This is a genomic window from Pseudomonas sp. S1_E05, assembly GCF_056337105.1.
The window spans coordinates 4,101,660-4,128,022 of sequence record NZ_JBFRHM010000001.1 but is presented as its reverse complement, the minus strand read 5'-3'; the positions used below and the strand labels follow the sequence as shown (position 1 = coordinate 4,128,022).

At 62.0% G+C, this 26,363-nt stretch carries 19 protein-coding genes and 1 pseudogene; 8 read left to right on the top strand and 12 right to left on the bottom strand.

Annotated elements, in window-relative coordinates:
• Positions 1-17 precede the first annotated feature (17 nt).
• From AB4N33_RS19055 to AB4N33_RS19035, 5 genes are all read right to left on the bottom strand, one after another.
• The gene (locus AB4N33_RS19055; RefSeq protein ID WP_476458011.1) at positions 18-1,601 is read right to left on the bottom strand and encodes an MFS transporter; all 1,584 of its coding nucleotides are present in this window, start codon (positions 1,599-1,601) and stop codon (positions 18-20) included.
• 1 nt (position 1,602) lies between these two features.
• Positions 1,603-2,901: an OprD family porin gene (locus tag AB4N33_RS19050; RefSeq protein ID WP_460140390.1), complete on the bottom strand. Its 1,299-nt coding sequence runs from the start codon at positions 2,899-2,901 to the stop codon at positions 1,603-1,605.
• Between the two features lie 100 nt (positions 2,902-3,001).
• A complete protein-coding gene (locus AB4N33_RS19045) occupies positions 3,002-3,913 on the bottom strand; it encodes a LysR substrate-binding domain-containing protein (RefSeq protein WP_476458010.1) in 912 nt (303 codons plus the stop codon).
• A 26-nt stretch (positions 3,914-3,939) separates the two neighbouring features.
• Positions 3,940-4,572 carry a TetR family transcriptional regulator gene (locus tag AB4N33_RS19040; protein WP_460118527.1) on the bottom strand — a complete coding sequence of 211 codons (633 nt, stop codon included), beginning with the start codon at positions 4,570-4,572 and terminating at the stop codon, positions 3,940-3,942.
• 147 nt (positions 4,573-4,719) lie between these two features.
• Positions 4,720-5,274: a hypothetical protein gene (locus AB4N33_RS19035; RefSeq protein ID WP_460118525.1), complete on the bottom strand. Its 555-nt coding sequence runs from the start codon at positions 5,272-5,274 to the stop codon at positions 4,720-4,722.
• Between the two features lie 387 nt (positions 5,275-5,661).
• Between AB4N33_RS19035 and AB4N33_RS19030 the strand changes: the two genes are divergently transcribed.
• Positions 5,662-7,737 (top strand): AsmA family protein, encoded by a 2,076-nt coding sequence (locus AB4N33_RS19030; protein ID WP_476458009.1) that lies wholly within the window; start codon positions 5,662-5,664, stop codon positions 7,735-7,737.
• 164 nt (positions 7,738-7,901) lie between these two features.
• Here the strand turns inward: AB4N33_RS19030 and AB4N33_RS19025 are convergent, their stop codons facing one another.
• Positions 7,902-8,432, bottom strand: coding sequence for a ferritin-like domain-containing protein (locus tag AB4N33_RS19025; RefSeq protein ID WP_476458008.1), 531 nt, complete (start codon positions 8,430-8,432; stop codon positions 7,902-7,904).
• A 246-nt stretch (positions 8,433-8,678) separates the two neighbouring features.
• Here AB4N33_RS19025 and AB4N33_RS19020 point away from each other — a divergent pair, with 246 nt between their 5' ends.
• On the top strand, positions 8,679-9,569 hold the full coding sequence (locus AB4N33_RS19020; RefSeq protein WP_476458007.1) for an alpha/beta fold hydrolase: 891 nt from the start codon (positions 8,679-8,681) through the stop codon (positions 9,567-9,569).
• 95 nt (positions 9,570-9,664) lie between these two features.
• Here the strand turns inward: AB4N33_RS19020 and AB4N33_RS19015 are convergent.
• A pseudogene (locus tag AB4N33_RS19015) lies at positions 9,665-10,204 on the bottom strand (DMT family transporter); the annotation flags it as partial.
• Positions 10,205-10,360: 156 nt separating this feature from the next.
• On the opposite strand from AB4N33_RS19015, the gene AB4N33_RS19010 reads away from it, so the two are divergent.
• Both AB4N33_RS19010 and AB4N33_RS19005 read left to right on the top strand, forming a co-directional pair.
• Positions 10,361-10,663 carry a PsiF family protein gene (locus AB4N33_RS19010; protein ID WP_460118518.1) on the top strand — a complete coding sequence of 101 codons (303 nt, stop codon included), beginning with the start codon at positions 10,361-10,363 and terminating at the stop codon, positions 10,661-10,663.
• Between the two features lie 236 nt (positions 10,664-10,899).
• On the top strand, positions 10,900-11,913 hold the full coding sequence (locus tag AB4N33_RS19005; protein WP_460118516.1) for an AI-2E family transporter: 1,014 nt from the start codon (positions 10,900-10,902) through the stop codon (positions 11,911-11,913).
• Positions 11,914-12,041: 128 nt separating this feature from the next.
• Here AB4N33_RS19005 and AB4N33_RS19000 read toward each other — a convergent pair whose 3' ends face one another.
• Positions 12,042-13,307 carry an Hsp70 family protein gene (locus AB4N33_RS19000; protein ID WP_476458006.1) on the bottom strand — a complete coding sequence of 422 codons (1,266 nt, stop codon included), beginning with the start codon at positions 13,305-13,307 and terminating at the stop codon, positions 12,042-12,044.
• 308 nt (positions 13,308-13,615) lie between these two features.
• On the opposite strand from AB4N33_RS19000, the gene AB4N33_RS18995 reads away from it, so the two are divergent.
• Both AB4N33_RS18995 and AB4N33_RS18990 read left to right on the top strand, forming a co-directional pair.
• Positions 13,616-14,560, top strand: coding sequence for a DnaJ C-terminal domain-containing protein (locus tag AB4N33_RS18995; RefSeq protein WP_460118512.1), 945 nt, complete (start codon positions 13,616-13,618; stop codon positions 14,558-14,560).
• Positions 14,561-14,583: 23 nt separating this feature from the next.
• The gene (locus AB4N33_RS18990; protein WP_460118511.1) at positions 14,584-14,889 is read left to right on the top strand and encodes a chaperone modulator CbpM; all 306 of its coding nucleotides are present in this window, start codon (positions 14,584-14,586) and stop codon (positions 14,887-14,889) included.
• 231 nt (positions 14,890-15,120) lie between these two features.
• Here the strand turns inward: AB4N33_RS18990 and AB4N33_RS18985 are convergent, their stop codons facing one another.
• Positions 15,121-15,426, bottom strand: coding sequence for a DUF6124 family protein (locus tag AB4N33_RS18985; protein ID WP_460118510.1), 306 nt, complete (start codon positions 15,424-15,426; stop codon positions 15,121-15,123).
• Positions 15,427-16,709: 1,283 nt separating this feature from the next.
• Here AB4N33_RS18985 and AB4N33_RS18980 point away from each other — a divergent pair.
• Entirely contained in the window at positions 16,710-23,585 is a 6,876-nt protein-coding gene (locus AB4N33_RS18980; RefSeq protein ID WP_476458005.1) for an NEL-type E3 ubiquitin ligase domain-containing protein, read from the top strand.
• A gap of 109 nt (positions 23,586-23,694) precedes the next feature.
• On the opposite strand, the gene AB4N33_RS18975 is transcribed toward AB4N33_RS18980, so the two are convergent.
• On the bottom strand, positions 23,695-24,228 hold the full coding sequence (locus AB4N33_RS18975) for a GNAT family N-acetyltransferase (protein WP_476458004.1): 534 nt from the start codon (positions 24,226-24,228) through the stop codon (positions 23,695-23,697).
• A 6-nt stretch (positions 24,229-24,234) separates the two neighbouring features.
• Positions 24,235-24,768 carry a GNAT family N-acetyltransferase gene (locus AB4N33_RS18970; protein WP_460118504.1) on the bottom strand — a complete coding sequence of 178 codons (534 nt, stop codon included), beginning with the start codon at positions 24,766-24,768 and terminating at the stop codon, positions 24,235-24,237.
• Between the two features lie 183 nt (positions 24,769-24,951).
• Between AB4N33_RS18970 and AB4N33_RS18965 the strand changes: the two genes are divergently transcribed.
• The gene (locus tag AB4N33_RS18965; protein WP_476458003.1) at positions 24,952-25,590 is read left to right on the top strand and encodes a DUF4329 domain-containing protein; all 639 of its coding nucleotides are present in this window, start codon (positions 24,952-24,954) and stop codon (positions 25,588-25,590) included.
• A 12-nt stretch (positions 25,591-25,602) separates the two neighbouring features.
• Here AB4N33_RS18965 and urtE read toward each other — a convergent pair whose 3' ends face one another.
• Entirely contained in the window at positions 25,603-26,301 is a 699-nt protein-coding gene (gene urtE / locus AB4N33_RS18960; protein WP_476458002.1) for an urea ABC transporter ATP-binding subunit UrtE, read from the bottom strand.
• Positions 26,302-26,363: the final 62 nt, after the last annotated feature.

Below are 26,363 nucleotides of genomic sequence, written 5' to 3'. Positions count from 1 at the left end.
GCGGGCGCCGCGATTTGTCAGGCTGGCCCCGCCAACAAATGCCGAATCCGGATCTCGACCCCATCGGTCTGCAACTGCCGCACGCGCGCTTCGATCTTGAGCTCGCCACGGGTGACCCGGCCGTGATGCCGCAGGTGCTCCAGCCACGATTCCTCGAAGAAGAATTCGACCCATAAGTCCGGGTTGGCACTGTCACGCATCAACCCCCACGACAACGCACCGTTGCGCTTGCGCATGGCTTCCAGCGCCCGTGCGGCTTGCTGAAAAGCTTCGACCTTGCTCGGTTCGACGTGGTACTCGACCGTGACCATCACCGGCCCGCTGTCTCGGTCCAGGGCATCACTGAGCAGCGGCGTTGGCCAGTGCAGGGAGGGCGTCAGCTCCTCAACCTCGGTGCTGGGTAGTGCCACCTTGATGGTCAGCAGCGTACAGAGGGCCAGCCCACCGGCCGCCAGCAGCAGGCTGAGGGTAATCGAGGCGTGGCTCGCGAGGCTGCCCCACAGCAGGCTGCCCGCCGCCATGGCACCGAAAAACACCAGGATGTACACCGACAGTGCCCGCGCCCGCACCCAGGCTGGCACCGAGGTTTGCGCCGCCACTTGCAGGTTCGATAGCACGGCAATCCATGCCGCGCCGCTGAGCAGCATCGCCGGCAGCAGCGCGTAGAAATTGCGCGTCAATGCCAGGGCCAGCAGAAACAGCGCGTACAACAGGCTGGCCACCGCCACCAGGCGATCGCGGCTGATCTTTTCCCGCAGGCGTGGCAGCAAGGTCGCGCCACCGACTGCACCGATGCCGATGGCCGCCAGTAACATGCCGAAATCGGCTGCACTGCCGTGCATTTCACCGCGCACGATCAGCGGCAGCAGGGACATGCCGGCGCTGGCGCAGAAGAAAAACGCCAGGGCGCGGATCAACACCGCTTGCAAAGGTTTGGAACTGCGGGCGAAGCGCAGCCCGGTTCGGATGGCGCCGACAAATCGCTCGGCGGGCAGCAGCGGCTCCTGTACCTGCCGTTTCCACAACAGCAGCACCACAATCACGCCGGCGAACGATACGGCGTTGAGGGCGAAGGTCAGCCAGGGGCCGACCAGGCTCACCAGCACGCCCGCCAACGCCGGGCCGACCGCACGCGACACGTTGATGCCGACGCTGGAAATCGCCACCGCATTGGACAGTTCGTCCTTGCCCACCAGTTCCGGCGTCAGCGCACTCCACGCGGGCATCATCAGCGCGGTGCCGATGCCCAGCGCCAGTGTCAGTATCAATAGCAGCGTGACGTTCATCATGCCGAACAGGGTCAGCAGCGCCAGGGTCAGGGCGACCGCCGACATCCACAACTGCACCAGCAACAGGTAACGACGCTTGTCGACGATGTCCGCTGCCGCGCCAGCAGGCAGGGCGAGGAAGAACATCGGCAGTGAGCCGGCCACCTGGATCAATGCCACGTGCAGCGGGCTGGCGGATAACGTGGTCATCAACCAGCCGGCACCCACCTCGTGCATCCAGGTGCCGATGTTGGAAGCGATGGTGGCGATCCACAGCATGCGGAAGGTGGTGTTGCGCAGGGGGCTCCAGGCGCCTGAGGTTGCAGTGCTCATATCAGAAGGTGCCTTTGAGTGGGTATTCGATGATGACGTAAATGCGGTCGATGTCATCGCCAGCCTGGGCGCTGTTGGCGCGGTGACTGACATGGGACAGCGACAGGTTCAGCCCCTTGGCGCTGCCGGACTGCACGGTGTATTTAAGGTCGATGTCACGCTCCCAGTGCCGGCCGCCCTTGCCTTGCTGGGGCGTGAAGCGATCTTCGCCCGGATCGAACGGATTGTAGGCGCCGCCTTGTGGCGCGTGGGTGCCGTCGATGCCGCTGCCACTGACATAACGCGCCATCAGCTTCAGGCCGGGGATGCTGAAGGTGGCCATGTCGAGGTCATAGCGCAGTTGCCAGGAGCGTTCGCCCGGGCCGTTGAAGTCCGCGTACTTGATGGAGTTGGCGAGGTAGATGGAGTCGCCGCCGACGAAGTCGAATGGCGTGTCGCCTTCGATCTTTTGCCAAGCCAGGGTCACCGCCTGGGCGCCGAAGTTGTATCGGGTCGCCACGCTGTAGGCCAGGGTGTCGATGGCGCCAGCACTGGCATTGCCTGTGTCACGGGTCTGGTACAGGTTGCCGTCCAGCTTCCAGTTACCCTCGCGTGCATTGAGGTTCAGGTAGGCTTGGCGCCAGGTGTCTTGCAGTTGCGAGGCAAACAGCGAGCCGCCGAACGGACCGTCGGGAGCGTAGGTGGCGCCGGCCAGGCTGATGGCATGGCCGTCGGTGTTGGCGCCGTAGCCGTCGAAATCCTCGAAGCTCGAAGTGCTGTCCTGGTTGCTGAACGCGGTGAAGCGTCCTGCTTGCAGGCGCCAGTCCGGCAGGTCGGTGTTTTCCAGCAACCATCCCGTGGCGTACTCCGGGCGCAGGCGTTTGTCGGCGGTGTCGAATACCGGGGTTTCGACGGTCATCTCGCCGTAGCGCAGCAGAGTGTTGCCCATGCGCAGCTTGAGTGCCGCACCGGCGCTGGAGTAATCGGATTCGGCGCGTCCATCGCTGTCACGGGGCAACAAGCCGGTCCCGGCGTGGCCACGGCCGCCGTCGAGCTTGAGGCCGACAAAACCGTGGGCGTCGAGGCCCAGGCCAATCGTGCCTTCGGTGAAACCGGAACGGACATCGCCGATGAAACCCTGGGCCCATTCCTGGCGGTAGTTTTGTCCGCTGGCGGAGGGCGAGCGGAAATCGCTGTGCAGGAAATAATTGCGACTGAGCAGCGACCAGCCAGGCTCGTCATCGGCGTGGCTCAGGGCTGGGGTGATGATTGCAGCGGTGGCGAGCAAGGCGCGGGATGACCCACGTATCAAGGCAGTCATGGGCGCTCCGGCGTATAGGAGCCGCCACTGTAGCGCCGCGTCGAGGCCTGGGATTGTGTCGGTGTGCTGGATCAGGAACCGGGGCTGGGCGGCGCCGGTTTCACGCCATGTCGCTGATGCAGAACTCTTCGGCCAGATGATCGATCAGCGAGCGCACCGACGGCAGCAAACCGCGCCGCGACGGGAAGATCGCATGGACAATGCCGCAACGCGGGTGCCAGCCCGGCAGCAGCTCCACCAGCCGCCCCTCTGCCAGATCGTCACGTACCGCCACGCGCGGCAGGTGCGCGATACCCACGCCGGCCACCACGAAATGACGCAGCGCGAACAGGTCATCGGTGACCATCCGCGGTGTGTGCGCGACGACCAGGCTGTGGCTCATGTCTTCCCCCTGGATCAGCTCCCATTGGTACTCGCGCTGGGCACTGCCCCAATGCACGCTGGGCAACTGGCTCAGAGCCTGCGGATCGAACCCTGGCGGCAGTTGCTGCAAAAAACTGGGGTGGCCGACCAGGCATTGCGTGCTGTTGCCCAGCACCTTCATCACCATGTCGGTGTTTTCCAATGGCGGAAAGCGCACGCGCAGGGCGACGTCGATGCCTTCGTGCAACAGATCGACGCGGCGGTTGGTACTCTCGATGAACAGCTCTACCTGGGGATATTTGAGCATGAAGCGCGAGAGCATCGGCCCGACCCAGAAGTTCAACAGGGTGGTCGGGCAGCTGATGCGCACCAGTCCACGGGGTTCGCTGCGATTGCGCTCGATGATCTCGGCGGCGCCCTCGGCTTCCACACGCATGGCCAGGCAGCGCTGATAATAGGCCTGGCCGACTTCGGTCAGCGAGCAATGGCGGCTGGTGCGGTGCAACAAGCGCACGCCCAGGCGCTCCTCAAGATCGGCAATGCGTCGGCTTAGTTTCGACTTGGGCATGTCGAGCGCCCGCCCGGCGGGGGCGAAGCCGCCGTGCTCGACCACTTGGGTGAAGTAGTAGAGGGAGTTGAGGTCTTCCAATGATCGTTCTCCGGCTGGCGGCGCAATTACTCGGTGCTGCCGAGTCCTTGCCAGTGTTTGAGGCCAATGAAGATAAAACGCAGTTGCTGGGTCATCTTGGCTTGCGGCGTCAGGTGCTCGGGCAGCGCCTCGGCCGGTGGGTCGATGACGTCGGGCAGGGTGGCAAACACACTTTTAACGACCAGGTCGGCGATGACGCTCAGGGCCGCGCTGTCCAGGTGATGCAACTTGGGCATCAACCCCAGATCGGCAGCCAGGTCGGAGCTGATGTCTTCGCGCAAGCGGCCGATGGCCTGGCGTACCGGCAATGAACCGCCGTACTGCTCGCGGGCGAGAAACAAAAATTGTGAGCGATTGGCCGACACCACATCGAGAAAGATCCGCACCGAGGCGTCGATGATGCCGCCCATGACAAATTCGTTGTGGCGTACCAGGCGAATGGTTTCGCGGAAGGTCTGGCCGACTTCACTGACCAGCACCAGGCCCAATTCGTCCATATCGGCGAAATGCCGGTAGAAACCTGTTGGGACTATCCCGGCGGTTTTCGCCACTTCGCGCAGGCTCAGGCTGCCGAATCCACGGCCGCTCTCCATCAAATGACGGGCCGCGTCCATCAGGGCGTTGCGGGTTTGTTGTTTCTGTTCGGCGCGGGGCAGCATCGCAAGGGCGTTTTTTCTGGACAGGACAGCGACGCACTCTAGCAAATCGGCTTTGCCGGCGTCGAACGATCAGGCGGGGAAAGGAGCTGCCATAAAAGTCAAAAGCCCAATCCGGGGATTGGGCTTTTTTTCAAGGCCGTCATGGCCTTAGCTCAAGCGGGCATTGCGTTCGATAACACGGTCACCACCACCTTCGGCGAGGGTTTGACCCAGAGGAGTGCGGTCGGAACCATCAGCAGCGAGGGTTTGGCCCAGAGGAGTGCGGTCGGAACCGTCAGCAGCCAGGGTTTGGCCCAGTGGGGTGCGGTCGGAACCGTCAGCAGCCAGGGTTTGGCCCAGTGGGGTGCGGTCGGAGCCGTCAGCAGCCAGGGTTTGGCCCAGTGGGGTGCGGTCGGAACCGTCAGCAGCCAGGGTTTGGCCCAGTGGGGTGCGGTCGGAACCATCGGCAGCCAGGGTCTGACCTTGTGGGGTACGATCCGAACCGTCCTGAGTGATCAGGCCTTTTTCTTTCAGGCGATCGTTACCACCTTCAGCCAGGGTCTGGCCTTGTGGAGTACGGTCGGAACCATCAGCGGCAACCGTCTGGCTGAACACCGAGGTGGCGGCTTTGACTTGTGGGGTGGCCTGTTCTGCGGCTGGCAAGGCGAAAGCGGTGCTGGCCAGCATTGAGAGGGTAAGGCTAAGCAGTAATTGGCGTTTCATGATCGGGGTGCTCCGTGGCAAGGCAACAATTTGGGTACGAGGTCAATGTTACCCTCGATAAATCGATATAAAAGTTCATAAGCGCAATGGTAATAATCAACGGAATTGATTGTTCCATGCGAAGGCTCTAAACCGGGCCTTTCAGCGCGGTGTTTTTGCACCGAAGTGGGTATTTTCAACTCACATTCGCCGCACAACAGTGCGGAAGCGGTAACACTGGCTGACGGGCGCAGGTTGATCCGGGCCGATTATTTGAACGTTAAGCCGCATTTCGGTTAAACCTGCGGGCGGTTTTCCAGTCGTACATTCCATGCAGGCCGATCTGGCCTAACGTTTCACATGCGCGTCGCGGTCAGGGCGCTCAGTCGTATTCAGGAGCTCTGTGCAATGACGCGCACCCCCAAAATCCTCGCCTGGACCTTTGCCAGCCTGGCGGTTGTACTGGCAGTACTGGTGCTGATCATCGTGTTCTTCGATTGGAACCGGATCAAACCGACCCTCAACGAAAAAGTTTCCGCAGAGCTGCATCGACCGTTTGCCATCAACGGCAACCTCGCCGTTGTCTGGCGGCGCGAGCTGGACGAGGGCGGCTGGCGCGCGTGGGTGCCGTGGCCACACGTGGTGGCCGAGGACTTGAGCCTGGGCAACCCGGATTGGTCGAAGCAGCCACAGATGGCCACGCTCAAGCGCGTCGAGCTACGCATTTCGCCACTGGCCCTGTTGGCGCAACGCGTGTCCATCCCGCGCATTGACTTGACCGAGCCCAATGCGCAGCTCCAGCGCCTGGCCGATGGGCGGTCGAACTGGACGTTCCAGTTCGACCCGAAGGACCCGAACGCAGAGCCGTCCAACTGGGTGGTGGACATCGGATCGATCGGTTTTGACAAAGGCCATGTCACCCTGGACGACCAGACGCTCAAAACCCAGCTCGATCTATTGATCGACCCGCTGGGCAAACCGATCCCATTCAGCGACATCGTCGGCGACAAGGCGGCCAAAACCGCCCACGAGAAAGGCAGCGCGCCCCAGGACTACGCGTTCGCGCTCAAGGTCAAAGGCCAGTACCACGGGCAGAAACTGTCGGGTGACGGCAAAATTGGCGGGTTGCTGGCGTTGCAGGACTCAATGCGACCGTTCCCGCTGCAGGCCCAGGTCGCCATTGCCGACACCCGCATCGAACTGGCCGGCACGCTGACAGACCCCCTCAACCTCGGCGCCCTGGATTTGCGCCTGAAGCTGGCCGGCAACAGTCTGGGCAACCTTTATTCGCTGACCGGTGTCACCCTGCCGGACACGCCGCCTTACGCCACCGACGGCCACCTGATTGCCAAGCTGCATGAACCGGGCGGCGCGGTGTTCCGCTATGAAGCGTTCAACGGCAAGATCGGCGCCAGCGACATCCACGGCAACCTGGCCTATGTCGCCAGCCAGCCTCGGCCGAAACTCAGCGGTGCGCTGGTTTCCAATCAATTGCTGTTTGCCGACCTGGCGCCGCTGATCGGCGCCGACTCCAACGCCAAGCAAAAGGCCAGAGGTGGTGAAAGCAAACAACCCGCGGACAAGGTACTGCCGGTTGAAGAGTTCAAGACCGAGCGCTGGGGCGACATGGACGCCGATGTCGAGTTCACCGGCAAGCGTATTGTCCACAGCGAAAAATTACCGTTCAACGACCTCTACACCCACCTCGTGTTGACCGATGGCGTGCTCAGCCTCGAGCCGCTGCGCTTTGGCGTCGCGGGCGGCAAGTTGGACGCACAGATCCGCCTCAACGGCCACACCCAGCCCCTGGAAGGTCATGCGAAACTGACCGCCCGGGGTTTCAAGCTCAAGCAACTGTTCCCGACGTTCGAACCGATGAAGACCAGTTTCGGCGAACTTAACGGCGATGCGGACATCAGCGGGCGGGGTAATTCGGTGGCGGCGCTATTGGGCACGTCCAATGGCAATCTGAAAATGCTGATCAACGATGGCGCCATCAGTCGTGAGCTGATGGAGCTGGCGGGGCTCAATGTCGGCAACTACGTGGTCGGCAAAATCTTTGGTGACAAGGAAGTGAAGATCAACTGCGCGGCGGCCGATTTCGACATCAAATCGGGCCTGGCGAATACGCGATTGTTCGTGTTCGACACCGAGAACGCGATCATCTACATCGACGGCACGGCCAACATGGCGACTGAGCAACTGGACCTGACGGTGACCCCGGAATCGAAGGGCTGGCGCCTGATTTCCCTGCGTTCGCCCTTGTACGTACGTGGCAAGTTCATCAAGCCGGATGCCGGCGTGAAGGCCGTGCCATTGATGTTGCGGGGTGCGGGGATGGTCGCGCTGGGCGTAATCGCGGCGCCGGCGGCCGGGCTGCTGGCCCTGGTGGCGCCGAGCGGCGGGGAACCGAACCAGTGTGCGCCGTTGTTGCAGCAGATGAAGGCGGGGAAGGCGCCGGTGACGGTCAAGCCTACCAAGTGAGCGATGCTCCTGTAGGAGCGAATTCATTCGCGATGGTCGTCAATGATAACGCTGGGACCCTGATAACACGGGGTGTTCTTGCGACCATCGCGAGTAAACTCGCTTCTACAGGGGAATGCGGACCCCTGTAGGAGCGGGCTTGCCCGCGATGAGGTCTGTCGACGCTACAAATCCTGCAGAATGTCCGCCATATCATCGGCATGCTCTTCTTCCTGAGCCAGGATGTCTTCGAAGATGCGCCGTGTGGTCGGGTCCTTCTCACCGATGTACTGAATGATCTCGCGGTAGCTATCGATGGCGATACGCTCGGCGACCAGGTCTTCATAGACCATCTCCTTGAGCGTGTTCCCGGCCACGTATTGGGCGTGGGAGTTTTTCGACAGCAAGTCCGGGTTGAACTCCGGCTCGCCGCCCAGTTGCACAATGCGCTCGGCCAGTCGGTCGGCATGTTCGGCTTCTTGCTGGGCGTGTTCGAGGAATTCGTCCGCCGCCGCGTGGGCCTTCAGACCGCTGGCCATGAAGTAGTGGCGCTTGTAGCGCAGCACGCACACCAGTTCGGTCGCCAACGCCTCGTTGAGCAGACGCAACACCTGCTCGCGGTCGGCACTGTAGCTTTCGGTCACCGCGCCATTCTCGACGTTCTGCCGGGCACGGGCGCGAAGCGTCGTTACATCAGACAGCTGCATGTCACTCATTTCGTTCTCCTGGAGGCTAATCCGGTGGGGCGTCACCTTCTGTGCAAGTGATCGCTACTTAGGGTGTGAGTCCCGCGAACGGGAAAAAGTTTGATGCAATTGGGCACTCGAAAAAGGGCCTTGGAACAGGTTTGAGTGGCGGGATGTCATAGACTGCTCATCGTGTTGTCACCTTTGTTGGTGATGCTTGGCGGACGTCTTGCATCCCGTCAGGCGACTGTTCACCGCTCACAAGGATGTCCGTCCATGTCGCAAGGTGCTGCCACGCGTTATCCGTTGGTGCTGGTTCCGGGGATGCTCGGGTTTATCCGGCTGGTGCTCTATCCGTACTGGTACGGGATTGTCGAGGCGTTGCGTCAGGGCGGGGCGACGGTGATCGCCGTGCAGGTCTCGCCGCTCAACTCCACCGAAGTGCGTGGCGAGCAGTTGCTGGCGCGAATCGACGAGATCCTGCGCGAGACCGGTGCCGAAAAGGTCAACCTGATCGGCCACAGCCAGGGCTCCCTGACCGCTCGCTACGCGGCGGCCAAACGCCCGGATCGTGTGGCTTCGGTTACCTCGGTGGCCGGGCCCAATCAGGGTTCTGAACTGGCGGACTACATTCACACCCACTATCCGGCGAACAGTGCCAAAGGTCGGCTGCTGGCCGTTTTTCTGCGGTTGATCGGTGCGGTCATGGGCGTGCTGGACACCGGTTATCGCGGACCAAAATTGCCAGTGGACATCCACGCGTCCCACGAATCGCTGACCACCGCCGGCGTGGCGCTGTTCAACCAGCTTTATCCACAGGGCCTGCCCGAAACCTGGGGCGGGCACGGGGCGGAAGAGGTCAATGGCGTGCGCTACTACTCGTGGTCAGGCACCCTGCAACCGGGCAAGACCGACCGAGGGCGTAACCTGTTCGACGGCACCCACCGCAGTTGTCGGCTGTTCGCCAAGACCTTCGTGCGTGAAGCCGGGCAGTGTGATGGCATGGTCGGGCGGTATAGCTCGCATTTGGGCACGGTGATTGGCGATGCGTACCCGCTGGATCATTTCGACATCGTCAACCAGTCGCTGGGGCTGGTGGGCAGGGGGGCTGAGCCGATCAGGCTGTTTGTCGAGCATGCCGGGCGGTTGAAGGCGGCTGGGCTCTAGACCGAGTCGCCCCCATCGCGAGCAAGCCCGCTCCCACAGGTTTTGTAGACGCAGCTAATCCCTGTGGGAGCGGGCTTGCCCGCGATGGCGTCCGCTCAGCCACCGCGACTTTTACCTCCCAACTCCGTCGTCCACCGCTCCGAAACAATCACCCCACCCAACGTCAACGCCCCACCCACCAGGTGATACAGCGCCAACTGCTCACGCAACACCACCGCCGCAATCAACGCGGTAATCACCGGCAGCAGGTTGAAAAACAACACGGTCCGGCTCGGCCCCAAACGGACCACCGCCTGCATCCACAACAGCGGAGCGATCATCGACGCCAGCAGGCAGGCATACAACACCAGCGGAATGTTCTGCGCGGTCGGCCCGGTTTTCGCAGAAGCGGCAAACAGCGGAAACAACACCACCACGGCCACGACCACTTGCAGGTACAGCAACACCAGCGGCGGCAACCGCAGCTGCCATTTTTTCAGCAGCGTGCTGTACAGCGCGTAGGCCAGGGTAGCGATCAGCATCAGTGCGTCGCCCAGGTTCACACCGTGTTCCAGCAGCGCCGCGAGGCTGCCGGACGACACCACCACCATCACGCCGATCAACGACAGCACCGCACCGACCAGCGCGCCCGCCGATGGCCAGCAGGGGGTAAGCGTATTGCATCAGCACAACCAGAACGTTGGTGGCCGGCCATTATCCATGGTCTGGCGACCGGCAGGAATGTGTAACAGGCTTTGTCTACACTTCAGGGCGAGGCCGCGCGCTCCCGTGCGGCGACAGGAGAAAACTCCATGAAGATGTTGCGTGTCCCTTTGTTGATGATCGGTCTGCTGCTTTGCTCCCAAGGGTTCGCCGCCACGGCCCAGCAGACCAAGATGACCACCTGCAACGCCGACGCTACCGCCAAAAGCCTCAAGGGTGATGAGCGCAAGGCCTTCATGAGCACCTGCCTCAAGGCGGCCCCGGCGGCCAACGACGCCAAGGCCCTGACCCCGCAGCAGGAGAAAATGAAAACCTGCAATGCCGATGCGGCGACCAAGGCGCTGAAAGGCGATGAGCGCAAGGCGTTCATGAGTAGTTGCCTGAAAAAATAACAGGCGGCGGGATTTGTGGGGGCTGACAAGGCCCTTTCGCGAGCAAGTCGAATCGTCGCACCGCCGCTCCCACAATGAATCTGCGTACGCCGGACTACTGTGGGAGCGGCGGTGCGACGATTCGACTTGCTCGCGAAGGGGCCAGTATGGTCACTGCAAAAACCTACAATCCCTAGTGCTCTCCCGCGAACGCTGGCAGACTGCCAATCCTTCTACGCCGTTCGTTTTGAGGCTGTATGCCAACGTTTTCTCAACGCCAAGTCTTGCTGGTCATCAGTTGGGTGATCATCTTCGGTGGTTTGCTGCTGGTGCTGCCACTGCGCTTACTGCCCAGCCTGTTGGCGGGGTTGCTGGTTTTCGAATTGGTCAACATGCTCACGCCGCAATTGCAGCGCTTGATCGAAGGGCGGCGGGCACGCTGGCTGGCGGTGGCGTTGCTGGGAACGCTGGTAGTGAGTGTGCTGGCGCTGATCTTCGCCGGCGCCATCAGCTTCCTGCTGCACGAGGCGGAAAACCCCGGCGCGTCCCTGGATAAATTCATGCACGTGGTCGACCGCGCGCGCGGCCAGTTGCCGCCGTTCATCGACGCCTACCTGCCCGCCAGCGCCGCCGAATTTCGCGTGGCGATCGGCGACTGGCTGAGCAAGCACCTGAGCGATCTGCAACTGGTGGGCAAAGACGCGGCGCACATGTTCGTGACGCTGTTGATCGGCATGGTGCTCGGCGCGATCATCGCCTTGCAACGCATCCCGGACGTGACCAAACGCAAACCGCTGGCGGCCGCGCTGTTTGATCGACTGCACCTGCTGGTCCAGGCCTTCCGCAACATCGTGTTCGCACAGATCAAGATTTCCCTGCTCAACACCTTCTTCACCGGGATCTTCCTGGCGGTTGTGCTGCCGATGTTCGGCATCAAGCTGCCACTGACCAAGACCCTGATCGTGCTGACCTTCCTGCTCGGCCTGTTGCCGGTGATCGGCAACCTGATCTCCAACACCTTGATCACCATCGTCGGCCTGTCCCTGTCGATCTGGGTGGCGGTGGCGGCGCTGGGTTATCTGATCGTGATCCACAAGCTCGAATACTTCCTCAACGCGCGCATCGTCGGCGGGCAGATCAGTGCCAAGTCGTGGGAGTTGCTGCTGGCGATGCTGGTATTCGAAGCCGCCTTCGGCCTGCCGGGGGTAGTGGCGGGGCCGATTTATTATGCGTACTTGAAGAGTGAGCTGAAGCAGGTGGGGATGGTTTAGGGGCAGTTGGGGAGCTTTAAGCTGCAAGCTGCAAGCTGCAAGCTGCAAGCTGCAAGTAGAGGCAAGAGCGGGTGTGGGTTGCTTTTGACCTTTCTTGCAGCTTGAGGCTTGCAGCTCAAGGCTGCCCCTCAACCGTACCGCTTGGCCGCCTCGATCGCCAGACCACTGCCGATGCTGCCAAAGATATTCCCTTCCACATGCCGCGCATTTGGCAGCATCGCCGCCACGCTGTTGCGCAGCGCTGGAATCCCGCTTGAACCGCCGGTGAAGAACACCGTGTCCACTTGCCCGACCTGTACATCAGCGTCATTCAACAGTTGGCCGACGCTTTCGCGCACGCGTACCAGCAGGTTATCGATGGCCGACTCGAACAGCGCCCGGGTCAGCTCCACGGCGAGGCCCGGCTCGATGCGGTCCAGGGGCACGTGGCGGCTGTCGTTGTGGGTCAGCTGGATCTTGGTTTCTTCCACTTCCATCGCCAGCCAGTGCCCGGCGCGCTGTTCGATCAGCTTGAACAGGCGGTCGATGCCGCCGGTATCCTCGATGTCGTAGCGCATGCTGCCCAGGGCCAGTTGCGACTTTTGCGAATAAACCGAGTTGATGGTGTGCCAGGTCGCCAGGTTCATGTGGTGGCTGGTGGGCATGTAGGCGCCGCTCTTCATGCGACTGCCGTAGCCGAACAGCGGCATCAGGCCTTGCAAACTCAGTTGCTTGTCGAAGTCGGTCCCGCCGATGTGCACGCCACCGGTGGCGAGGATGTCGTCCTGGCGCTGGTCGTGGCCACGACGCTCGGGTGACAGTCGCACCAGGGAGAAGTCCGATGTACCACCGCCGATGTCGACGATCAGCACCAGTTCTTCCTTCTCGATGGTCGACTCGTAGTCGAACGCCGCCGCAATCGGCTCGAACTGGAACGAAACGTCCTTGAAGCCGATCTTGCGCGCCACGTCCACCAGGGTGTCTTCGGCTTCCTTGTCGGCGACCGGATCTTCGTCGACGAAAAACACCGGACGACCCAGCACCACTTGCTCGAACTCGCGACCGGCGGCGGCTTCGGCGCGCTGCTTCAACTGGCCGATGAACAGCCCCAGCAGGTCCTTGAACGGCATCGCCGTGCCCAGCACGCTGGTGTCGTGCTTGATCAGCTTGGAACCCAGCAGGCTCTTGAGCGAGCGCATCAGGCGGCCTTCGTAACCTTCCAGGTACTCGTGCAGCGCCAGCCGACCGTAGACCGGGCGGCGTTCTTCGAGGTTGAAAAACACCACCGACGGCAGGGTGATCTTGTCGTCCTCCAGCGCGATCAGCGTTTCCACGCCGGGGCGCAGCCAGCCGACGGTGGAGTTGGACGTGCCAAAGTCGATACCCAAGGCACGGGCTGGAGATGCGTTTTTCATGTCTTTGCGGTTCCGGTCGAAAAAACGGCCGCGCAGTGTATGCCAGTGCGGCGCAGAATCGAAGGCCGACCATCCACTAAATCTCGCCGTTCGTGCCTTGATAAGCCGCCCCGAAGCCCCCAACTTGTCAGCATCAAGCGCGGCAGCCCGCGAACGGTCGCAAGTACCGGACGCCGCTGCCGATAAACTTCTGAAGCGCCCCCCGGTCACAATAGTGTCCCGCACTTGAGATCGGTCAACCGGCCAGCCGCAAATGCGAGCATGCTGGCCGTCATGGCGCGATATCGATAACGGATGGTGAGCCTTAGATGGACTTCAAAGACTATTACAAGATACTCGGTGTGGAACCGACCGCAGACGATAAGACGATCAAGGCCGCTTATCGCAAACTCGCGCGCAAGTACCACCCCGACGTTAGCAAGGAAAAGGACGCCGAAGCCAAGTTCAAGGATGCCTCGGAAGCCTATGAAGCGCTGAAAAGCGCCGACAAGCGCGCCGAATACGACGACCTGCGCAAATACGGCCAGCATGGCCAGCCGTTCCAGGGCCCGCCGGGTTGGCAGGGGCGCAGTAGCGGCGGTTTTGGTGGCGGCAACACGGGTGATTTTTCGGACTTCTTCAGTTCGATCTTTGGTAACCGTGGCCCCGGTTTTGGCGGTGGACAATCAGGCCGCAGCGCCGGACGACGAGGGCAAGACGTGGAAATGGAACTGGCGATTTTCCTCGAGGAGACCCTGTCCAACGAATCGAAGAAAGTCACCTTCCAGGTGCCGCAGTACAACGCGGCCGGCCAGCACGTGAGCAACACCAGCAAGAGCCTGAACGTGAAAATCCCGGCCGGTGTCACCGATGGCGAGCGCATTCGCCTCAAGGGCCAGGGCGCGCCGGGCATCGGTGGCGGTGCCAATGGCGACCTGTTCCTGATCATCCGCTTCGCGCCGCATCCAAAATTCGACGTCGAAGGCGAAAATCTGATCATCACCTTGCCGCTGGCACCGTGGGAACTGGCCTTGGGCGCCGAAGTGGCCGTGCCGACCCTGACCGGCAAGATCAACCTCAAGGTCCCGGCCGGCAGCCAGAACGGCCAGCGCATGCGCGCCAAGGGCCACGGCTTGCTGAACAAGGCCGGGCAACGCGGCTACCTGTTCGTGCAACTCAAGGCCGTGATGCCCAAGGCGTCCAGCGACGAGGTCAAGGCGCTGTGGCAGGAACTGGCGAAGAAGGCCGCCTTCAACCCGCGAGAGAACTTCTGACACCTCACATGGAGTAGCCGACTATGAGCAGTCCCCTGATCGTTCAACTGGACATGGCAGAATTCTGCGAGGCGACCGAGCTGTCGGACGTCTACGTGATCGAAATCGTCGAACACGGCATCCTCGAACCTCAGGGCTCAGTGCCCAAGGATTGGCGTTTCACCGACTACGAGCTGACCCTGGCCAAGCGCGCCGCCAAGCTGCGGCACGACCTTGAGCTGGAATGGGAAGGGGTGGCGCTGGCACTGGACCTGCTTGAGGAGGTCCAGCAGTTGCGGGCGGAGAACCGGATGTTGAAGCAGCGGTTGGGGCGGTTGGTGGTGGAGTAGGGGCTCCCGCTGCTGGGGCGAACCAACGGAATTGATAGTCAGAGACCGCCATCGCCGGAACAATGCGATCGCGAGCAAGCTCGCTCCTACAGTGGAGCGGTGGCGTGCGCGGCTGATTCTCCCTTGTAGGAGCGGGCTTGCCCGCGATAGCGGTACACCGGGCGCCACTGTGTTACCTGATAGTGCGCGACGCCCAGTGGCGTTGGAGGGCAGGTTCAATCGTCAATCCCGTCAACCACCTCTCGGGTCGAGCTGATCGAGGGCGCGGTTCACCGAGATTTCCGCGAGCATGACGATTTGCACGATGCCCAGCAGGGTGTTGCGGCCGGCGCCTGTTTCACGGTCGGCCAGGTCCAGGGTGATGACGCTGGCAGAGGCAAGTGATTCGCTGACGCTGCCCAGCAGCTCCTGGATGTGGACGTCCGGGTTGACGTTGTACATCGAGCAGGGCTTGCGGGGTTTGGCCTTGAAGTCGGCGGTAGAGGGTGGGGGTTCGCTGTCGTTTGTTTCGGGTGGATCTGGTTTGACCTTGCGCATATCTGAGAACTCTTATTGGGGCCTACACCTTTACGCCGCTAAGCAAAAAGAGGTGGCGACTGCACGCAGGTTAGCGGACCGGGGTTCTCAAACCGGTGCGCCCTGAGGCGCCCTGCGTGCGGTCACCATAAAACCGCAGGCATAAAGCCTGTGCGGTGAATGCACGTGCAGTTGAAAACCACGGGCCGCTAAGCCCGACCATTGAGGTATCAGTGGCGAGTCAACGATAGAGCCCAAGACCAAGCTGCACTAGCCGGCCGATTCTGGGAGGGTCGTAGGTCACGACGCAAGGTTTTGTGGCTTTCAGGAAGTAACCTGGAGTGCTTTTAAACAGCGCTGGTAAACGGGAAAAACTTCTTACGATCAAAGCTTTCAGGTAGATGTTTCCAACGGGCGCTTGGTCAAAATCTGACATTTCGGTGCCGCCATCGTCGGAACGCCGCCCGGAGCAAGCTCGCTCCTACAGTGGAGCGGTGGCGTGCGCGGATGATGTGTTCGGCGAAAATCCCTTGTGGGAGCGGGCTTGCCCGCGATCGCGGTGCATCAGGCGCCCGCTGTGTTGGATGACACCCCGCTATCGCGAGCAAGCTCGCTCCTACAGTGGAGCGGTGGCGTGCGCGGATGATGTGTTCGGCGAAGATCCCTTGTGGGAGCGGGCTTGCTCGCGATAGCAGTGCATCAGGCGCCCGCTGTGTTGGATGACACCCCGCTATCGCGAGCAAGCTCGCTCCTACAGTTGATTGGTGGCGTGCGCGGATTGTGGTTTCGGTGAAGATCCCTGTGGGAGCGGGCTTGCCCGCGATCGCGGTGCATCAGGCGCCCGCTGTGTTGGATGACACCCCGCCATCGCGAGCATGCTTGCTCCTACAGTGGATTGGTGGCGTGCGCGGATTGTGGTTTCGGTGAAGATCCCTGTGGGAGCGGGCTTGCTCGCGATAGCAGTGCATCAGGCGCCAGCTGTGTTGGATGACACCCCGCTATCGCGAGCATGCTCGCTCCTACAGTGGATTGGTGGCGTGCGCGGATTGTGGTTTCGGTGAAGATCCCTGTGGGAGCGGGCTTGCTCGCGATCGCGATGCATCAGGCGCCAGCTGTGTTGGATGACACCCCGCCATCGTCGGAACGCCGCCCGGAGCAAGCTCGCTCCTACAGGGGGCATCGGTGTACGCAGGATATGTGTTCATCGCAAACACTGTAGGTGCGGGCTTCGCGCCCTAACTATGTACCGCAATCACCTCCCTCCAAAGTGATGTGCTAGCCCTCCAATTCACTGGAGAGACGCTATGCCCAATCCCCCCGCTTCAGCCAGCCTGCACGGCACGTTCCTGGAGAAGTCCATTCCCGAGTGGTTGATCAACGCCAGTGCGGAACGCCGCCAGGCCCTGAAAGATCATGCCGTTGCCACACCTGATTGGTTAAAAAATGCCCCGCGCGAGCAGCGGGCCGCCGCAGGCGTGTCCGCGGCGGCCAGCCTTGCCGCGCAGAATCGCCTCGACAAGGTCATGTCCAGTCTGCAAACCATCGACACCTTTGCCGAGCCCTTGCTGGTCGAGGCGCTGAGAGACCCGTTCAAGGTCGAACTGGACGTCAACACCACGCTGCTCAGTCTCAAGCAACCGCTGGAGTGGGGGATATTCGGCACCGATGTCGGGACCTACGAAGTGTTGCGCTTGCCGCTGCTGCAAGCCGCCCTGCATAACTTTGAAGCGTCGGAAACCGAGCCCAACGCCTTCCACGAGTCCTCGGGGTTTGTGCAGGAAACGGCAAACGGTTTCACCCCGGTCGAGACGCCGCTGACCGTGGCCCAGTTCACGCAGTTGTGCCGCTCGCTGGACATCGGTGCGAAGTACCAGGCTTACCTCAAGGACTTCCTCAAACCCGCTGACGGTGTCGCGCTGCAAACCCTGCGCCTGCCCTTCATCGACGCGCAGAAAACCGCGATGCGCGCCGCCGCCGAACTGGCGCTGCTCAAGCAGGACATTCAACCGGCTGACTACCGAATGATTCTCTCGGTAATCGCGGGTGAAACTCATCCGTGGATGGGCGAGAAACAGGTCTGGTTCCGTGACCTGTTTTTGATGAAGCGGCGGATGATCGGCTGTGTGCTGTTCATCATCTGTGAAAAATACCGTTACCCCGATTCGCTGATCCTGTACATCCCCAACGACCCGCAGCATCCACTCAAGCGTTACACCTTCGATGAAATGCGTGCGATGTTCAAACGCCGCTTCACCACCCGCGATCCCGTGCAGACCAGGGGTGGCAGCCCCACCCCGGAGCAACGCCACTTCAGCCGGTTTGTGTCATATGCCGACCTGCCGCATTACTTCAAGACGTTCACCCAGGATGCAGCGGACGCCCCGCTGGTCCAGACGCTCAACCCTTACATCTCCATCGCCAACAAGGTGCTGCAGGGCATCAATCCGTTTTCGGGCTTCAAGCAACTGCCCGATGTCGCCATCGATCAGGCCCCCAACAATGACCCCTTTCTCGCACCCAGCAGCCTCCCGCGCAAGGGCGAAGGCCTGTGGTCGGAGAACATGGACCTGTGGGGGTATCTGTACGAACAACACCGTGACAAGGTCATCGCCGATGCACGTAGCCATGCGGTGCCGACGGCGGACGTCGATGCGCGGGTGCGTTCGGAAAAAATCGCCCATCTGTTGAACATCGGCATGCTCGTGTTGACCTCGGTGGCGATGTTTGTGCCGGTCCTGGGTGAGGCGACGATGGCGGTGATGGCCGGCCAGTTGATGTCGGAGACCTTCGAGGCGTCCATCGAATGGAGCGAGGGCGACATCCAGGCTGCCAAGGCGCACCTGGTCGATGTGGCAGAGAATCTGGCCTTTATCGCCGTGGCCGGCGCTGCCGGTAAAGGCCTGGCCAAGTTGAGTGCGGTCAAGGCTGAACCGGTGATCGAGCGACTGGACGCCGTCACCCTGCCCAACGGTGAACCCCGGCTATGGCGGCCCGACCTGCGCGGCTACGAGCGCCCGGTGTCGGTGGACCGCGACGTGCCGGCCACTGAGCTGGGTCAGTTCGAGTTCGACGGCAAAACCCACGTGCGACTCGATGGCCGGTTTTACCAAAAAACCTACGACACCGCGCTCAAACGCTGGCGCATCGAGCACCCGGCACAGCCGCACGCCTACCGCCCGGCGCTCACACATAACGGTCGCGGCGCCTGGCGTCACGTGCATGAGCGACCATTGAGCTGGGACCGTCTGACATTGCTGCGACGCATGGGGCCGGTGACCGATCCATTCCCCGACGAGCAGTTGCTGCAGGTTGCCGACGTCAGCGGTATCAGCGACGCCGCTTTGCGCAAGATGCATCTGGACAACGCCGGGCCACCGTCCTCCTTGGTCGATGCGATGCGACTGTTCAACGCCGATCACGGCGTGACGCAGGTCATCGAGCAGCTAGAGACCCGGCGTGCCGTCGATGATCGCTACCTGTTTACCTTGCCGCTGATCGCCGAGTTGCCACGCTGGCCGGCCGGGCGGGTGTTGCAAGTGTTCGAAGGCGCCGAGTTGGCCGGGCCATCGCTCAAGTACGGTTCCGAACGGCGGATGGCGGGGGGCAAAAGAAAGACGCCGATTCGCATCAGTCGCGCGGACGTGCTCAGTGGAGAGTTGCCCGAGCGCATCCTGGCCGCTCTCGACGAGAAGGAAATCAACGACCTGCTCGGTGGCGAACCGGCCCGGGTGAAAGAAGCCAGGCCAGCAGAGTTTCGCAAGCAAATCGCCGATTTCGCCCGCACCCGTCAGCCGGCGTTGTTCGAAAGCCTCTACAAAGGCGCGGACCCGGTGGCCCCTGGCGTGGCCAAGCTGCAACGGTTATGTCCAGGGCTCAGCGAGTCGGGCGCCGTCACCGTGTTGAGCCAGGCCAACGCCGAAGAACTGATGCGTCTGGCCAACGGACACGCGCCGCTGCGCCTGCTGGAACAGGGCCGTTGGTACGCCCAACAGGGCCGGTTGAGCCGGGCTTTCGCCGGGCTGCATCTGCCAAACACGGTGTCGGCAGACAGTAAGCGTCTGGCCTTGCACACATTGGCGCAATTGCCGGGTTGGTCGGGGCGAGTGCGTCTGGAAATTCGCGAGGGTCGTATCGAAGGGACGTTGATCGATGGTATCGGCGACCCGACGAGCGAGGTGCGCAAATACCTGGTGAAGAAAGGACCGTTCTATCAGGCCTTCAATGATCGCGGCGAAACGCTCAATGGTGTGCCTCGTGAAGGCGATAATTTTTACGCCTCGATCCTGCACGCGTTGCCCGACGATGCGCGCCAGGCCCTGGGCATTCCAGGCGTGGCGCAAAGTGCCGACCTGCAACGGGCGATCATCGACCACGCCACTGCGCATCCCGCTGAGGCGGCGCGGGCGTTGCGCGATCGATCAACGATGCGCGCCTGGTTCAGGCCACCGCAACGCATGACCAAAAAACTGTTGGGCTACCCGGCCAGCGGCCGTGCGGAAGGCGTGGACGGTGAACTGATCGCGAGGGTGCAGTCGGTGTATCCGGAGTTGTCGAATCCCGATGCGCTGAACTTTCTGCTTCAACGATGGCGACAGGGCGAGAGTCGTCAGCAGATCTGCCAGTGGCTCGACAGCCGATTGCAGGAATGGCAGAACCTGGAAGCAGCGCTCGATCATTGGGTGGCCACCGACGACCCGCAGCGCCAGCCGCGTTTGCGATTGAGCAGCAAAACCGAGGTGGTGCAGGCGATCAAGGCGGCGTGGCGTAATGCGCCGTTGGTCATGGCCGATCCCACAGCCGTGTCGCGGCTTGACCTGGTGATCGATGAACCGCTGGTGGCGCTGCCGGCCGATTTTTCCCATATCCGTGAACTCGCCGTGGCGGGTGCCGGTCTGTCCAGTGCGAATATCGATGGTTTTCTGCGCGCGTTCGGCCAGGTCAACACACTGACCCTCTCGGCCGGTGCGTCGCTGCGCAGCTTGCCGACCTTGCTCGACAGACTGTCGCAACTCACCGACCTGCGGGTGTTTTCGAGCCTGCCGCTCAGCCTGACGGACATGGCCCGGCTGGAAAACATGACCCGGCTGCAAAGCTTGCACCTGCGTGGCGTGCTGGCCTCGCCCGATACCTTTGACGTGAGCCGCTTGACCCGCCTGCGCAGCCTTTGCATCGCGCAAACGAACATGCTCGCGTTTCCCAAGGGCGTGCTTGAGTTGCCTGGCCTCGAACGGTTGGATCTTCGCGATACGAAGGTCAGCCAGTTGCCGGAGATCCTCCTGGAGGGGCGTCACGACAAGCTGTTGTCCGGCCTCTCGGTGGAGTGGTTCTGGTTCTCGCGCGAAGCGTTCAAACCGATTTATGACTACGTCAAGAATCATCCCGTACACCTCATCGATCGGGAAGAAATGGTCCGGGGTTATTGCCGGGGTCGGCTGGGGCATTTGAGCGATGCGCCCTATGCAGCCCTTCGACCATCGACGCAAACCCCGTTTGTGTTGCTGTTCGAGACCTTTCTGCGCACATGGGAGGGGGCCCAAGCCCGATTCGATGCCGTTGAAGCCGTGCTCGATCAGCACGACGAACTCAGTCGCCAACTGGACGCCTGGCTGGCGGGGATGAAGCTCCTGGACAGCGCCGCCCTCTGGACCGAGGCGCCGACATTCAGAATCAGTTGGTACAACGGGCTGTTGCGCCGCTACGGCGTGGCGTCGTATTCCCCGGTGCTGGAACTGCCCGGCATGAAGGTTGACCGCCTGCCGGCGTTTTCCACCGATGACTTTGCGCATGTGACGACGTTGTCGCTGCGCGAGCTGCAAGCTCCCCTCGAGCAAGCGCGGCGCTTTCTCGGTCATTTCAGCCAGGTGGAAATCCTCGATATGGGCGGCAGTCAATTCTCCGATGTCGACGTTTCGCGGCATGGGTTGGACGTCAGCGAGCTGCGTCACCTCAAGGTCCTGAACCTGGCGGGCACCAATCTGCAGCGCTGGCCCACCGGTACAGGCAACCTGGCCTGGCTTGATTTGAGCCGCACACGGATCACCACCGTGCCCGAGGTTGTGCTGGCCGACTACAACCTATTGTTGCGCACCCACCTTGCGGACATGCCATTGGCGCCACAGGCCCGGCAAGCGCTGAGTGCCGCTTATGCCCGGATTGAGGTGGCCAAGGGGATCCCGCTCGGAACCCTCGAGCGTTTTGCCCGCGAGCCGCTGCCACGGGCATTGGTGCCCGGCGAAACAGTGGCGTCGATCATCGAGGCGCTGTTGCCATTGCCGGTTGAGGCACCGGCAGGAGAGGGGCTTGCCCAGCGTTTGCAGCGCGTCACCCCGGTGTCGGAGGACGCAGCCTTGCAAGCGCTGGAGCAGATGCGCACCCATGGGCTCAGCGATACACAGGTGGGCGAGCGTATAGACGGCTGGCACCAGAATCTGGTCGACCTGACCCGTCGGCTCAACGGTTGGATGTGTATTCGCCAGTCCCAGGGCGCAGGGTGGCTGGTGTCGTCCCAAGCGCGCCGCGTCGCCGCGCTGCGCATTGTCGAGTGCTGGCAGCAAGGCCTTATCGGTTGGAGCGGCATCGCCGATCGCACGCTGAGTTTCGATGGTTTGCAGTTGGGCGACCTGCCCGAGTTAGCGTTGCCGCTGCCCCATGTGGACACATTGGACCTGACTGGTGTCAGGCTTTCCGCTCAGGGCTCCAATGCGTTCCTGGGGGCATTCACCCACCTGCGAAGCCTGACCCTCAGCGGCCAGAACTTGCAGGCGTTACCGCGGGCGATCGAGTCCATGGCCACACTGGAACGACTGGCGTTGTCCGGCAACGAGTTGCTCGACCCCCGGGAAATCTACTCGGTCCTGGGCCCTCTGGAGCACCTGCAATGGCTGGATCTGAGCCACAACGATTTGCCCGCGTTCAGTGTCGGGACCTTGCCGCGACTGGAGGCGTTGGACTTGCGCAACAACCTGATCACTGAGTGGCCAGAAGGCACGCTGCAATCGGTGTATCTGCGCGAGCTGAACCTGAGCGGCAATCGAATCGCTCACATTCCCGAAGAGGCGTTCAACGGGCAACATGACACGCTGATGCAGGGGACGGACCTGTCCGATAACAGCCTGTCGGGCGACAGCCTGATGCGGCTATGGGATTACGCGCTGAGTGTTCATCCCAACGTCTGGCTGGGTTACACCCCCGATGAGCTGGACCTGATGCTCGATGAGTCGGGCAGTGCCACCGACGAAGAAATGACTGTCGAGAGCGACGTTGAAGAGGCGGGCATGTCCATCCAGCCTGACGAAGTGATCACGCAGATCGACGCGCGACCCGAAGATCTCCAGCCTTGGCTCGAAACCCTGGAGCCGAAGGTGGCGGACACCTACCGGTCGCTGTGGAACCAGTTGGCGGCCGAACCGGACAACGGCGCGTTTTTTCATTTGCTGAGTCTGCTGCGACTGACCCCGGAATATCGCTTGGCCCGCGCTGACCTGACCCGTCGCGTGTGGGAAGTGGTGGGCGCGGCGGGGGAGGACACCGAGTTGCGCCAGACCCTGTTCAGCCTGTCCAGCACCCATGGCACCTGCGAGGATGGACGGATCCTGACCTTCAGCGGGTTGGAGGTGAAGGTCTTCGAACGCAACGTGCTGCAAGGCATTGCGCCGGATCGTCTGGAAGAGAAAGGCGCGGCGTTGCTGCGCCTGTCCCGCCAGTTGTTTCGTCTTGCGAAGGTCGAGGAACTGGCCAGCCGAGCCACCGGCCGCCACGCCGATCCGGCAGAAGTGCGCCTTGAATACCGCCTGGGTCTGACCCGTGGCTGGCGTGATGGTCTGGAACTGCCTGGGCAGCCGAAACACATGCGGTTTGGTCGACCCATCAGCGGCACGGTGTTGCAGCAGGCGCAGGCCACCATCGAGGCCATGGAGCGGTCCGATGCGTTTTATGAAGACCTGATCAGCCGCGATTACTGGGTGCAGTATCTACGGGAAAAATACCCCGAAGCCTTCGACACCCTGGATCGCAATGCGGCCGAAAGACAGGGCCAACTGGAGGATGCTCACTCGGGGCTGGGCGACGCCGGGTATGCGGGTGCAGTGGAGATGCTCGGCATTGAACTGAGCATTGCGCGCAATGAAAAGCTGATTGAATTATCGCGCCTGGAAACCCTGGATGAAGCAGCGGCGCCCTGACCCCGAGCCAGCGTTAACGATCATCGTGAGCCGGCGTCAGGCCACGCCATCCATCCGGCAGGAGCGAGCTTGTCGAGGCGTCGCGATGGGTGCCCGGACACCCTGGAAGTTACTGCGCCCCTTGCAGCACCTTGTAGTAAAGGGCGGTTGGCTTGTAGCGACCGCTGGGGTCGCAGGCGTAATCGGGAATTTCCCCTGCACGGGTGTAGCCCAACGCCTGATAAAAGGCCTCGGCGGGGGAGCCGGCTTCGGTGTCGAGGTAGAGCATGCCGCGTTTGTATTGCAACGCGGTCTGTTCCAGCGCGCTCATCAACTGTTGACCCAGGCCACGGCGGCGCGCCTGCTCGCGCACCAGCAGCTTCTGCACCTCGGCGCGGTTCAGCCCATTGGCTTTCTGGCACAGGGTCAGTTGCACGCTGGCCTGGACTTCTTCGTCCTTGACCACCACCCACAGCAGCACATTGCCTTTGCCCAATTGCTCCTGCACGTCATCGAAATAGGCACGTGCCTGGCTGGCATCCAGATCTGCCATGAAACCCACGCTGGCACCATAGCCCACGGCATCGAGCAGCAGGTCGATCAAGCCCTGGCGGTAGTGCGCAAAACTTTCAACATTGACGCGGCGTAACTGGGCGGCATTCATCGAGCGTTACTCCTGGCTGGCGCAAGGGGGTTCAGCGCCAGGGTTGAGGGTCAGTTGCATGAAGGTCAGGTCCAGCCAGCGCCCGAACTTGGTGCCCACCTGCGGCATCTGCCCGGTGATCACGAAACCGACGCGCTCATGCAGGCGAATGGACGCGGCATTGCCGCTTTCGATGGCCGCGACCATCACGTGTTTGTCGCAGCCGCGTGCGCGCTCGATCAGCACGTTCATCAGTTTGGGCCCCAGGCCATTGCCGCGTTGGTCGCTGCGCACGTACACCGAGTGCTCCACGGTGTGGCGGAAACCGTCGAATGGCCGCCAATCACCGAATGAAGCGTAGCCCAGGACGCTGTTGTCGCCGGCGACAATCACCAGGATCGGATAGCCCTGGGCCTGCCGGGCGTCGAACCAGGCCTGGCGATTGCCCAGGTCGACCGCTTGTTCGTTCCAGATCGCCGTGGTGTTGAGCACGGCGTCGTTGTAAATGTCGCGGATCGCCGGCAGGTCGGCGGGGATCGCATCGCGGATGGAATAAGTCATGGGCTGTCTCGAACTATCGGTTAGGCGCTGCGTGGAAAAGTCGTTATTGAAACATGCTGCGACAACGTGGCGCTTATTGCCAATCGGGTGAGGCATATGTACCGCACGACAGGGTGGCAGGAATTCCAGCATCGGCGTGTTCGCTCCCATTTCGCCGGGGCGATCCACTGACTGGAGTTTTCGATGACCACACCGATAGAACACGCCGGCATGCCGGTATTACCCCCCTTGAGCCCACCCTTCACCAGCGCCGACGATGCCGCCCTGTGGGCGCATCAACAGGAACGGCGCAGCGACCGGGAATACGGTGCCCTGATATTGAAGCGTCCCGACGGCAATTTCGTCGCCACCACCCCGATTGAAGATGGCGCGGATTCCTTTGATTTCGAACGTCTGCTGCTGTTGGAACGGGCCACGCAAACCATCATTCATCCGCCAGGTTATCGGTGTGTGGGCCTTTTCCACACTCATCCCGAAAACGAGCGAGAGACTGCACGGTTGTTTCCTCATTACCGCGAGGAGCAGGTCAAGCTGCACATCACGTTGCCTTCGACGGTGGACCTTTCGCTGTCTTTCCGGCAATCGGCCGTTTTGCAGCAGCAGTACATTTCCAGCCCCTATGGCTCCCTGATTGTCTATGGCATCGACCCACAGTACGCCCGACGCAGCCCGAGCTATCGAATGGGTTCGACGCCGGAAAGCCGCGTCAGGCGAATCGTCGCCATCGGCCACTTCCGAGTGCTCGAGCCCGGCACGGTCTGGAATGGATGGCGTGGCCCGGTCACCGCCGACTGGGTGCCCTATCAACCCGTTACGCCCTGATCCATGACCTGTTCAAATCGTCACCAGCCCGCGTACGCCTTCGGCTTCCATCTGTTCGCCGCGCCCCTGTTGCACGATTTCGCCCCGGGACATCACCAGGTACTGATCGGCCAGTTCGGCGGCAAAATCGTAGAACTGTTCCACCAGCAGGATCGCCATGTCGCCGCGTGCGGCGAGCTTTTTGATCACCGCGCCGATTTCCTTGATGACCGACGGCTGGATGCCTTCGGTGGGTTCGTCGAGGATGAGCAGTCGCGGACGACTGGCCAGGGCCCGGCCGATCGCCAGTTGCTGTTGCTGACCGCCGGACAGGTCGCCGCCGCGTCGATGTTTCATTTGCAGCAGCACCGGGAAGAGTTCGTAGATGAACGCCGGGACTTCCTTCGCCTCGCTGCCGGGAAAACGCGACAGGCCCATCAACAGGTTTTCTTCGACGGTCAGCCGACCGAAAATTTCCCGGCCCTGAGGCACGTAGGCGATGCCGGCGTGCACCCGTTGGTGCGGCTTTAGCGTGGTGATCGGCTGGCCTTCCCAGTTCACCACGCCCTCCCTGGCCGGCAGCAGGCCCATCAGGCATTTGAGCAGCGTGGTCTTGCCCACCCCGTTGCGCCCGAGCAGGCAGGTGACCTCGCCGACCTTCACGTCGAACGTCAGGCCACGCAGGATGTGGCTACCGCTGTAGTATTGGTGCAGCTGTATCACCTGTAGCATCTGAACTCCCGGGGTTGGTTTTGAGCGGCAAGCGGCAAGTCAGAGCAAAAGCCAGGCAGCCG

Coding starts and splice junctions, on each gene's coding strand:
- AB4N33_RS19055 (WP_476458011.1), bottom strand. CDS start 1,601: ATGAGCACTGCAACCTCAGGCGCCTGGAGCCCCCTGCGCAACACCACC.
- AB4N33_RS19050 (WP_460140390.1), bottom strand. CDS start 2,901: ATGACTGCCTTGATACGTGGGTCATCCCGCGCCTTGCTCGCCACCGCT.
- AB4N33_RS19040 (WP_460118527.1), bottom strand. CDS start 4,572: ATGCTGCCCCGCGCCGAACAGAAACAACAAACCCGCAACGCCCTGATG.
- AB4N33_RS19035 (WP_460118525.1), bottom strand. CDS start 5,274: ATGAAACGCCAATTACTGCTTAGCCTTACCCTCTCAATGCTGGCCAGC.
- AB4N33_RS19030 (WP_476458009.1), top strand. CDS start 5,662: ATGACGCGCACCCCCAAAATCCTCGCCTGGACCTTTGCCAGCCTGGCG.
- AB4N33_RS19025 (WP_476458008.1), bottom strand. CDS start 8,432: ATGAGTGACATGCAGCTGTCTGATGTAACGACGCTTCGCGCCCGTGCC.
- AB4N33_RS19020 (WP_476458007.1), top strand. CDS start 8,679: ATGTCGCAAGGTGCTGCCACGCGTTATCCGTTGGTGCTGGTTCCGGGG.
- AB4N33_RS19010 (WP_460118518.1), top strand. CDS start 10,361: ATGAAGATGTTGCGTGTCCCTTTGTTGATGATCGGTCTGCTGCTTTGC.
- AB4N33_RS19005 (WP_460118516.1), top strand. CDS start 10,900: ATGCCAACGTTTTCTCAACGCCAAGTCTTGCTGGTCATCAGTTGGGTG.
- AB4N33_RS19000 (WP_476458006.1), bottom strand. CDS start 13,307: ATGAAAAACGCATCTCCAGCCCGTGCCTTGGGTATCGACTTTGGCACG.
- AB4N33_RS18995 (WP_460118512.1), top strand. CDS start 13,616: ATGGACTTCAAAGACTATTACAAGATACTCGGTGTGGAACCGACCGCA.
- AB4N33_RS18990 (WP_460118511.1), top strand. CDS start 14,584: ATGAGCAGTCCCCTGATCGTTCAACTGGACATGGCAGAATTCTGCGAG.
- AB4N33_RS18985 (WP_460118510.1), bottom strand. CDS start 15,426: ATGCGCAAGGTCAAACCAGATCCACCCGAAACAAACGACAGCGAACCC.
- AB4N33_RS18980 (WP_476458005.1), top strand. CDS start 16,710: ATGCCCAATCCCCCCGCTTCAGCCAGCCTGCACGGCACGTTCCTGGAG.
- AB4N33_RS18975 (WP_476458004.1), bottom strand. CDS start 24,228: ATGAATGCCGCCCAGTTACGCCGCGTCAATGTTGAAAGTTTTGCGCAC.
- AB4N33_RS18970 (WP_460118504.1), bottom strand. CDS start 24,768: ATGACTTATTCCATCCGCGATGCGATCCCCGCCGACCTGCCGGCGATC.
- AB4N33_RS18965 (WP_476458003.1), top strand. CDS start 24,952: ATGACCACACCGATAGAACACGCCGGCATGCCGGTATTACCCCCCTTG.
- urtE (WP_476458002.1), bottom strand. CDS start 26,301: ATGCTACAGGTGATACAGCTGCACCAATACTACAGCGGTAGCCACATC.